Origin of the sequence: Pseudomonas sp., assembly GCF_050739935.1 — a bacterium.
GTDB lineage: Bacteria > Pseudomonadota > Gammaproteobacteria > Pseudomonadales > Pseudomonadaceae > Aquipseudomonas.
The window spans coordinates 1-9,311 of the sequence record NZ_JBOICF010000027.1; the positions used below are offsets into that span (position 1 = coordinate 1).

Below are 9,311 nucleotides of genomic sequence, written 5' to 3' on the forward strand. Positions count from 1 at the left end.
AATGATGCCGACGAAGCTGGCGAGCACATGCTGCAACGCCGCGAAAATTGCGGCGCTGAAATGCGGTCGGTCGTCGAGTCCGTAGATCAGGTCGGTTTTTCTCGCGGCCGGGCGCGATGAGGAAGAGCTTTGAGCTGTGGTCATGGTTAGCCTGCCATTTGTTTTTATTCGGTCATGGGCTTTGCAGTTGACGCTGAACCGACCTGTATACAAAAGCTGTCTATCAGGTCAGGTTTTTCGACTCTACAACATGTCGACACATTGAAAAACAATTCATTTATAAATTGTGTACAAAAAATTGGCATGGACGAGAAGCAGAGCCGTATGAAAAGGGCGCGCAGGATGCCAGAAAATACTTCGCGGGTCTGCGATTAGCGGCTTATTCTGTTGCCGCTGAACCTTGCTGCGCATGCTGACATCCAAGCTCACGCGCGATATTCGGTCAGCCGGGTATGGCGGGTTTGACCTCTTCGCGAAGAAGTCTTGAGGAACAGGTTCTCGACAAGGAGGTTTCAACCAGGGTGTATCGATCTTCATGAGCACTGCACATCTTTTGTCCTTGACCGATCAGCAGGTCGCGCTGATTTCCCGAGCACTCGCCGACCACAGGCGATATCAGATTCTGCTTCAGATCAGCGCATCCACCGAGGCGGTGCCATGCGCCGAACTTCTCAAGGCCCATCCTGTCAGCGCGGCGACCGTGTCGCACCACACCAAGGAGCTGGAACGCGCTGGACTCATCACCACGCTGCGTGAAGGCAAATACGCCAGTTTCATGATGCAGCGCGACGTGTTGCGCGCCTATGCGCAGCAGTTGACGCAGTTCTGCTGAGCAGAGCTCGCCGGACATTCCCTGCAGTCACCTTGATAGTTACTGGTATACGCCTGTAAATTGGTCGGCCTGCCTTTCCCATCCTCTCGCCTCATGCAGGCGCATTCGGAGTTCCTCATGTACCCAGACGTTCAGCTGTATATCGATGGCCAATGGCGCGCCAGTGAAGACGGCCGCACCATTGCCGTTATCAACCCGGCGACCGGTGACACCCTAGGCACCGTTGCCCATGCCAGTATCGCCGACCTGGATCAGGCCTTGGCCGCCGCCGAACGCGGTTTCGAAACCTGGCGCAGTACTCCGGCCTACGACCGCTACAAAATCATGCAAAAGGCCGCCGACCTGTTGCGCGATCGCGTTGATCACATCGCCAGCGTGATGACGCAGGAACAGGGCAAGCCACTGGCCGAAGCGCGCATGGAAACCCTGTCCGCCGCCGACATCATCGATTGGCTGGCTGAAGAAGGTCGTCGCGCGTATGGCCGTCTGGTGCCGTCTCGCAACGTCTCCGTTGAGCAGAAAGTCATTAAGGAGCCGGTCGGTCCGGTCGCCGCGTTCACTCCCTGGAATTTCCCGATCAACCAGGTTGTGCGCAAACTCTCGTCGGCGCTGGCCGCGGGCTGCTCGATCATCGTCAAGGCACCGGAAGAAACCCCGGCATCACCCGCCGAACTGATCCGTGCTTTCATCGACGCAGGTGTTCCGGCCGGTGTCATCGGTCTTGTGTTTGGCGACCCGGCGCAGATCTCCAGCTACCTGATCGCCCATCCAGTCATCAAGAAAGTCACCTTCACCGGCTCGACCCCGGTCGGCAAGCAATTGGCGGCGCTGGCGGGTCAGCACATGAAGCGCGCGACCATGGAGCTGGGTGGTCATGCGCCGGCGCTGGTGTTCGATGACGCCGATCTCGATCTGGCGGCGCGTACCTTGTCAGGTGCCAAGTTCCGCAATGCCGGGCAGGTGTGCGTGTCGCCGACCCGTATTCTGGTGCAGCGCGGCGTGTACGAGAAGTTCATCGAGAAATTCGTCGGCCTGACCCATGAAGTCAAGGTTGGCAATGGCCTGGAGCAGGGTGTGACCATGGGGCCGCTGGCCAACGAACGTCGCGCGCCTGCACTGACGGCACTGGTCAACGACGCGGCTGATCGCGGAGCGAAACTGCACATCGGCGGCAAGAGCGTCGATGGGCCGGGTTATTTCTTCCAGCCGACCGTGCTCAGCGGTCTGACCCCTGAAATGCGCATCATGAACGAAGAACCATTCGGTCCTGTAGCGCTGATCGTGCCGTTCGATACGGTGGAGGACGCGGTGAAGGAGTCTAACCGCGTGCCGTTCGGGCTGGCGTCTTACGCGTTCACCACTTCGATGAAAACGGCTCACATTCTGAGTACGCGGATTGAAGCGGGGATGCTGTCGATCAACCATCAGGGTATTGGTCTGGTGGAGGTTCCGTTTGGCGGCGTCAAGGATTCCGGTTATGGGTCAGAGGGTGGCACCGAGGCGATCGAGGCTTATCTGAATACCAAGCTGGTGACGGTGTTCAATCTGTAAGGAAGTTGCGGCGTTCAGCGCTATTGGCGCGTGAATGACCGGCAGCAACACGGCTTGCCTGCGGTAGCGTCCGCAAGATCGCTACCGCTGGCAAGCCGGACTGCTACAGGGATGATGCATTACGCTGAATTCCGGTACGCCACAGGGCCGGTCGTGACAGGGATCAGGCTTGTATGAAGAATCCCCGCCACAAGCAAAGGGCTCAACCCTCCTGCGAAGATGCGCGTTTTTCGCGCTTCATTTGCATCACCAGCGTGAATCGGTCATCGGGGTAAACCGTTTCCGACACCGCAATCAATCCCCCTTGTTCGTCGCGATACTGGCGGATGATGTTCAGTCCCAGCGAGCCCGCCGCTGCATTCAGCCCGGCGGCAAGGTCGGCGTTTAACTGGACGGGCCTGACTTGCTGGTCCACTGCATCGATCCTGCGTCCGAATTCCTTTTCTATCAGCGCTGCAATCAATTCCCCCGGGCGCTGTTCGGCCAGGGGGATGATCTGCGCGTACATCTGATCGGCATAGACGTCGGTCCAGCACAGCGGCGAATTGCGCTGGTTTACGTCGACTTTGATGCTCGACATGCAGAAGCAGTGCCCGCCGGGTTCGAGTCCCAGGCGTCGGGCCTGGGCGATGTCGACGACAAAATGCCGGACCTGCTGAACGTCGCGAATGTGGGTTTCCGCCACATGCACCAGATCGGCCACTGAAGCCAGCGATTGCGAGTAACCGCCACTGGGCGTGGCCGCTTCGACCCGCGTGCCGACGCGTTTGCGGCGCGACACCATTCCCTGATTCTGCAACTGCGTGATCGCCGCGCGCACGGTGTGTCGGCTCACGTCGTACAGCTCGCACAGTTCGAATTCCGTCGGCAGCAGAGACCCCACCGGATAGCGCCCGTTGCCGATGCCTTCCATGAGGTCACTGGCCACCGCGGCGTAACGCGTTTGATTGATGCCTTCCATCGAGCTCTCTCCACAGCGAGTTGACAGTGTATCAGGGCAGCGGTTAATAATTATGTACGGACATAATAAATATGTACGGCCAATAACAACATTTGGGACCCATCGCATGTCCACTACCGTTTTTGACTCTGCACTGTTCCGCGACATGTTCGGCACCGCCGAGATGCGTGAAGTGTTCTCCGACAAGGCGCTGATCGGGCGTTACATCGAAGTTGAGGTCGCGCTGGCGCACGCCGAGGCCCGCTGTGGTGTGATCCCTGCCGATGCTGCCGAACAGATTGCCGCCAAGGCCACTTTCGAATCGCTGGATCTGGCGCTGATGCAGCACGAAACCGAGATCGTCGGTTACCCGATCCTGCCGCTGGTGGAGCAACTGTCCAAAACCTGCGGCGAGGCCGGGCGCTACGTGCATTGGGGCGCCACCACCCAGGACATCATGGACACCGCGGTGGTCCTGCAAGTCCGCGCCGCCCTGGCGCTGGTCGAGCGTGACATCCAGGCAGTACGCGGGCTGCTCGCCGGGTTGGCGCAGCGTTATCGCGATACGCCCATGGCCGGTCGTACTCACTTGCAACACGCCTTGCCGATCACCTTCGGCTACAAGTGCGCAGTGTGGCTCAGCATGTTCGACCGTCATGCCGAGCGTTTGGTGGAGCTGCGCCCGCGGGTCGAAGTCGGGCAGTTCGCCGGTGCCGCCGGGACCCTTGCGTCGTTGGGTGACAAAGGCCTCGAGGTGCAGGAAGCGTTGATGGCCGAGCTGGGTCTGGGTGTGCCCCAGGCGACCTGGCACGTCGCGCGCGATGGCCTGGCCGAAACCCTCAACTTCCTCGGGTTGGTCACGGCGTCGCTGGGCAAGGTCGCGCTGGACGTCATGATGATGATGACCAGCGAGCTGGGCGAGGCCTACGAGCCGTTCGTCAAGGGCCGTGGCGCCAGCAGCACCATGCCGCAGAAGCGCAACCCGATTTCCTGCGAACTGATGTACGCGGCGGCCAAGGGCGTGCGCCAACAGGCGGGGCTGATGCTCGACGCGATGATCCAGGACTTCGAGCGTTCCACTGGCCCGTGGCAGGCGGAATGGATCGCCATTCCCGAAGCGTTCGCCTTGACCGCGGCTTCGCTGGGGCAGGCGAAATTCATGCTCGCAGGGCTTGAAGTGCGGCCTGAGCGAATGCTGAAAAACCTCAATATGACCCAAGGCCTGATCGTCGCCGAAGCCGTGATGATGGGCCTGGCCCCGGCGTTGGGCAGGCAGGTCGCCCACGACGTCGTGTACGCCGCGTGCCGCGTTGCCAACGACGAAAACATCAGTTTGTTCGACGCGCTGGTCGCGCAGGGCGCGGTCACCGAGCGTCTCGATCGGGCCGAGCTACAGCGCCTGACCGATCCGCGCAACTACCTGGGCCTGGCGCCGCAGATGGTGGATCGCGCGCTGGCCCGGGAAGGTTCGGTCAAGCGCTGAGTCCATGGCCTGGCCTACCCGCGAGCAGGCCGGGCCACGGGCTGTTCAGACCCCGTCTCTGCCCCATAACAACAATGAGAGCGCAAGCATGTCTTCTACCGGTAAAAAACCGTTTTACCGCGACCTAACCTTCCAGGTGATCGCGGCCATGGTCCTGGGTATCGCCTTTGGCTTCATCGCGCCTGAGCTGGCGGCCAGCTTCAGGATCCTGGGCGATATCTTTCTCAAGCTGATCAAGACCGCCGTCGCGCCGCTGGTGTTCTTCACCGTCGTGCACGGCATCGCCTCGGCGGGTGACATCAAGCGCGTCGGCAAGCTTGGTCTGCGTGCGCTGATCTATTTCGAGGTGCTGTCCACGGTCGCCCTGGCCATCGGTCTGATCTGGGGCAATCTGCTGCAGATCGGCTCGGGCATGCACGACGCCCATCCCAGCAGCGCAACGGCAGCGGCGGCCAGCGCGGCGGTCGCCAAGGGGCATGGCCCGGCGTCGACCATGGACTTCATCTACGGCATCTTCCCCGACAACTTCGTCGGTGCCTTTGCTGGCGGTCAGTTGTTGCAGGTGTTGGTGATTTCCGTGCTGTTCGGTTTCGCATTGCTGGCGCTGAAACCGGAGCGTCGAGAAGTGATCGAGGAGGGCCTGAGTCGTATCTCCGAATGCTTCTTCGAGTTCATCAACCTGATCATGAAATTCGCTCCGCTGGGCGCGTTCGGTTCGGTGGCCTATGCGGTCGGCAGCAACGGCACGGCGGTGCTGATGTCATTGGCCAACCTGGTGCTGATGTTCTACGTGGCGATTTTCTTTTTCATCTTCGTGGTACTGGGCGCCGTTTGCAGGTTGTCGGGTTTCAGCCTGTGGCGATTTCTGAACTACATCAAGGACGAGATATTCATCGTGCTCGGCACGGCCTCCTCGGAGAGCGCACTGCCACGCCTGTTGCAGAAACTGGAGAAGTTCGGCTGTTCCAAACAGAGTGTTGGCCTGGTGCTGCCTACCGGTTACGCGTTCAATCTCGACGGCACGGCGATCTACATGTCGCTGTGCGTGCTGTTCATCGCCAACGCCTATGGCGTGCCGCTGAGCTGGGAACATCAACTGGGCATCGTCGCCATCATGCTGGTGACTTCCAAGGGCGCTGCGGCGGTGTCCGGCGGCAGCTTCGTGGTGTTCGCCGCAACGGTGACGGCGGTTGGCGTGCTGCCCGCCGAGGGGCTGGCGTTGCTGTTTGGCGTGTACCGTTTCATGTCGATGGCCATCGCCACGTGCAACACCATTGGCAACAGCGTCGCCACGGTGGTCGTCGCCAAGTGGGCCGGAGAGTTCTCCGAGCAGACCGCCCGCGAGGAATACCGTCGCGAACTGGGCCGTGCGCCGGGGGCTGCGCTATGAGCGAGGTACGGTTGGAAAATGATGCGTTCGGTCCGGTGGCGATTCCCGCCGACCGTTACTGGGGCGCTCAGACCCAGCGTGCGCTCAAGGTCTTCGGCGGTTATGGCGAGCGTTTTTCACCAGGTCTGATCCATGCCTTCGGCCTGCAGAAGCTCGCGGCGGCGCGCGCCAATCGAAGTCTCGGCGCGCTGCCTGAGCACTTGGCGCAGGCCATCGAACAGGCTGCGGCCCGCGTCGCATCTGGCGAGTTCGACGAGCATTTCCCGCTGACGATCTGGCAAACCGGCTCTGGCACCCAGACCAACATGAATGCCAACGAGGTGATCGCCAATCTGGCGAACCTGGAACTGGGCGGGGCGCTTGGAAGCAAGCAGCCGGTGCATCCCAATGATCACGTCAACCGTTCGCAATCATCCAACGACAGCTTCCCCACGGTGATGCATGTGGCAGCCGCGTTGCAGTTGCGTGATGAGCTGCTGCCTGCGCTGGCGGGGTTGCGCGACGCCTTGGCCGACAAGGCGCAGGCATGGGCGAACGTATTGAAGATCGGTCGCACGCACCTGATGGACGCTGTGCCGATGACCCAGGGCCAGGCATTCGACGCCTTTTCCCGGCAGATCGGCCACGGCATCGCGCGCATCGAAAGCTGCCTCCCGCGTTTGCGCACGCTGCCTCAGGGCGGCACGGCGGTGGGCACCGGGCTCAATGCACCCTTGGGATTCGATCAGGCGTTCTGTGAGAAGTTGAGCGAAGTGACGGGCGACCAGTTCACGCCGAACCCGAGCAAATTCGAAGGCATGGGCACCCACGATGCGCTGGTGGAGGTGTCCGGCGCGTTGAACGTGCTGGCCGTGTCGTTGAGCAAAATCGGCAACGACATTCGCCTGTTGGGTTCCGGGCCGCGTTGCGGGCTGGGCGAATTGCTGCTGCCGGACGATGGCCTGACCTCGTCGATCATGCCTGGCAAACGTAATCCGACTCTCGCCGAAGTGTTGCTGCAGGCGGCGATGCAAGTCATGGGTAACCACACCACCATCACCGTGGCCGGGGCGTCCAGCGCGTTTGAGCTGAACGTGGCCAAGCCCGTGCTGATCCACAACCTGTTGCAGTCTATTGGCGTGCTCGCCCATTGCGTCGGCATTTTCAGCGAAAAACTGATCAAGGGACTGCAGGTCAATCACTCACAACTGGCCGATAACCTGGAAAACGCGTTGCTGATGGCCACTGTGCTGAACCCGGTTCTGGGTTATGACCGGGTGGCGCAGATCACCCGCAAGGCGGCGCAGGAAGGCCTGTCACCCAAGGCCGCAGCAGTAGCACTGGGTTTCATCACCGCCCAGGACTATGAGCGGCTGGTCAGGCCGGAACTGATGGTCGGGCCTCAGGCGTCGTGAGGTATTCACCGCTGATCGATTGGCTGAACTCCCGAAGCCGCTGAGGGCTCTCACACCAGAGGTCACCTCCGATCTCCGGTGTGAGGATTCCCCATGGCAGACGCTGGCACAGTCTTCGAAACCGATCTCCCCGCGCGTCTGGACCGCCTGCCTTGGGGGCGGTTTCATACGTTGCTGGTATTCGCACTGGGCATCACCTGGCTGCTCGACGGCCTGGAAGTCACACTCGCCGGCTCCGTTTCCGGTGCGCTGAAAGAAAGTCCGGTGTTGCATATGAACAATACCGATATCGGCCTGGCGGGTGGCGCTTACATCTGCGGGGCAGTATTGGGAGCGTTGTTCTTCGGCTGGCTGACCGACCGGCTGGGACGCCGCAAGCTGTTCTTCATCACGCTGGCGCTGTATATCAGCGCAACCGCGGCCACAGCGTTTTCCTTCAGTTTGTGGAGCTTCATGCTGTTCCGGTTTTTGACCGGCATGGGCATCGGCGGCGAATACACCGCCATCAATTCGACGATTCAGGAATTCACCCCGGCACGCTTTCGGGGCTGGGTCGACCTGACGATCAACGGCACATTCTGGATCGGCGCGGCGTTGGGCGCCGGTGGCTCGATCATTCTGCTGGATCCTGGCTGGATCGGCGCTGAGCTGGGCTGGCGTCTGTGTTTCGGGATCGGCGCGGTGCTGGGGCTGGCGATTCTGCTGATGCGCCTGTGGCTCCCGGAAAGCCCTCGCTGGCTGCTGATCCACGGGCAGGCCGAGGAGGCGAGAGAGATTGTCGAAGGAATAGAAGAACGGCTACGCCAGCAGGGTCACGAACTGGCCGAACCTGACGGTCAGAAGCTGCGCTTGCACGCGCGGGATCACACGCCGCTCAAGGAAATTTTCGACACGCTGTTCAACACGTATCGGCGGCGCGCGCTGGTCGGCCTGACACTGCTCACCGCCCAGGCGTTTTTCTACAACGCGATTTTCTTCACTTATGCACTGGTGCTCACCGAGTTCTATCAGGTGCCTTCGGCTTCGATCGGCTGGTATGTCCTGCCACTGGCGCTGGGGAATTTCTGCGGGCCGTTGCTGCTGGGCAGGCTGTTCGACGTGATTGGCCGACGAGTGATGATCAGCCTGACCTATGCGGTCTCCGCCGTGCTGCTGTGCATCAGCGGCTATCTGTTCGAGCAAGGCGTGCTCAACGTGACCCAGCAGGCCATCGCCTGGATGATCATCTTCTTCTTCGCCTCGGCGGCGGCGAGTTCGGCGTACCTGACAGTGGCCGAAACCTTCCCGCTGGAGATCCGGGCGTTGGCGATTGCGGTGTTCTATGCCTTTGGCACGGCGCTGGGCGGGATTATCGGACCGACATTATTTGGTCAGTTGATCGACAGCCATCAACGTGGTCCGGTGTTCATCGGCTATCTGATTGGCGCGGCGTTGATGTTGCTGGCGGCGGTGGTACAGGCGATCTGGGGCGTTGCTTCAGAGCGCAAGTCGCTGGAGCAAGTGGCCCGACCGTTGTCCCAGGCCAGTGATTGAGCGATGCCCTGTAGCAGTCCGGCTTGCGGGCGGCAGCGATCCTGACGCCACCATCGCCAAGCCGTGCTGCGGGTATTTTGTGTCGGTTCCAAGATAAAACCACGCCCATAAAAACCCCATGTACCTGTAGGAGCCGGCTTGCTGGCGAACCGGATGTGTCAGGTGCTGTTGATTTGACCGATAGACCG

At 61.0% G+C, this 9,311-nt stretch carries 8 protein-coding genes; 6 read left to right on the forward strand and 2 right to left on the reverse strand.

Going from position 1 to position 9,311, the window contains the following annotated elements:
- Positions 1-144 (reverse strand): hypothetical protein (locus tag ACRER8_RS04545; RefSeq protein WP_431745168.1); only part of this gene is annotated, 144 nt, incomplete at its 3' end.
- A 391-nt stretch (positions 145-535) separates the two neighbouring features.
- On the opposite strand from ACRER8_RS04545, the gene ACRER8_RS04550 reads away from it, so the two are divergent.
- Together ACRER8_RS04550 and ACRER8_RS04555 are read left to right on the forward strand one after the other, a co-directional pair.
- Positions 536-832: an ArsR/SmtB family transcription factor gene (locus ACRER8_RS04550; protein WP_431745162.1), complete on the forward strand. Its 297-nt coding sequence runs from the start codon at positions 536-538 to the stop codon at positions 830-832.
- Between the two features lie 117 nt (positions 833-949).
- Positions 950-2,383 carry an NAD-dependent succinate-semialdehyde dehydrogenase gene (locus ACRER8_RS04555; RefSeq protein WP_431745163.1) on the forward strand — a complete coding sequence of 478 codons (1,434 nt, stop codon included), beginning with the start codon at positions 950-952 and terminating at the stop codon, positions 2,381-2,383.
- A gap of 202 nt (positions 2,384-2,585) precedes the next feature.
- On the opposite strand, the gene ACRER8_RS04560 is transcribed toward ACRER8_RS04555, so the two are convergent.
- On the reverse strand, positions 2,586-3,335 hold the full coding sequence (locus ACRER8_RS04560) for a GntR family transcriptional regulator (protein ID WP_431745169.1): 750 nt from the start codon (positions 3,333-3,335) through the stop codon (positions 2,586-2,588).
- 115 nt (positions 3,336-3,450) lie between these two features.
- Between ACRER8_RS04560 and ACRER8_RS04565 the strand changes: the two genes are divergently transcribed.
- The 4 genes from ACRER8_RS04565 to ACRER8_RS04580 all read left to right on the forward strand — a co-directional run bounded on the left by ACRER8_RS04565 (position 3,451) and on the right by ACRER8_RS04580 (position 9,123).
- The gene (locus ACRER8_RS04565) at positions 3,451-4,806 is read left to right on the forward strand and encodes a class-II fumarase/aspartase family protein (protein ID WP_431745164.1); all 1,356 of its coding nucleotides are present in this window, start codon (positions 3,451-3,453) and stop codon (positions 4,804-4,806) included.
- Between the two features lie 88 nt (positions 4,807-4,894).
- Complete coding sequence (locus ACRER8_RS04570) at positions 4,895-6,196, forward strand: cation:dicarboxylate symporter family transporter (RefSeq protein ID WP_431745165.1); 1,302 nt, start codon at positions 4,895-4,897, stop codon at positions 6,194-6,196.
- Positions 6,193-7,590: a class II fumarate hydratase gene (locus ACRER8_RS04575; protein WP_431745166.1), complete on the forward strand. Its 1,398-nt coding sequence runs from the start codon at positions 6,193-6,195 to the stop codon at positions 7,588-7,590. Before ACRER8_RS04570 ends, ACRER8_RS04575 begins: the two co-directional genes overlap by 4 nt.
- Positions 7,591-7,683: 93 nt before the next feature.
- On the forward strand, positions 7,684-9,123 hold the full coding sequence (locus ACRER8_RS04580) for an MFS transporter (RefSeq protein ID WP_431745167.1): 1,440 nt from the start codon (positions 7,684-7,686) through the stop codon (positions 9,121-9,123).
- Positions 9,124-9,311: the final 188 nt, after the last annotated feature.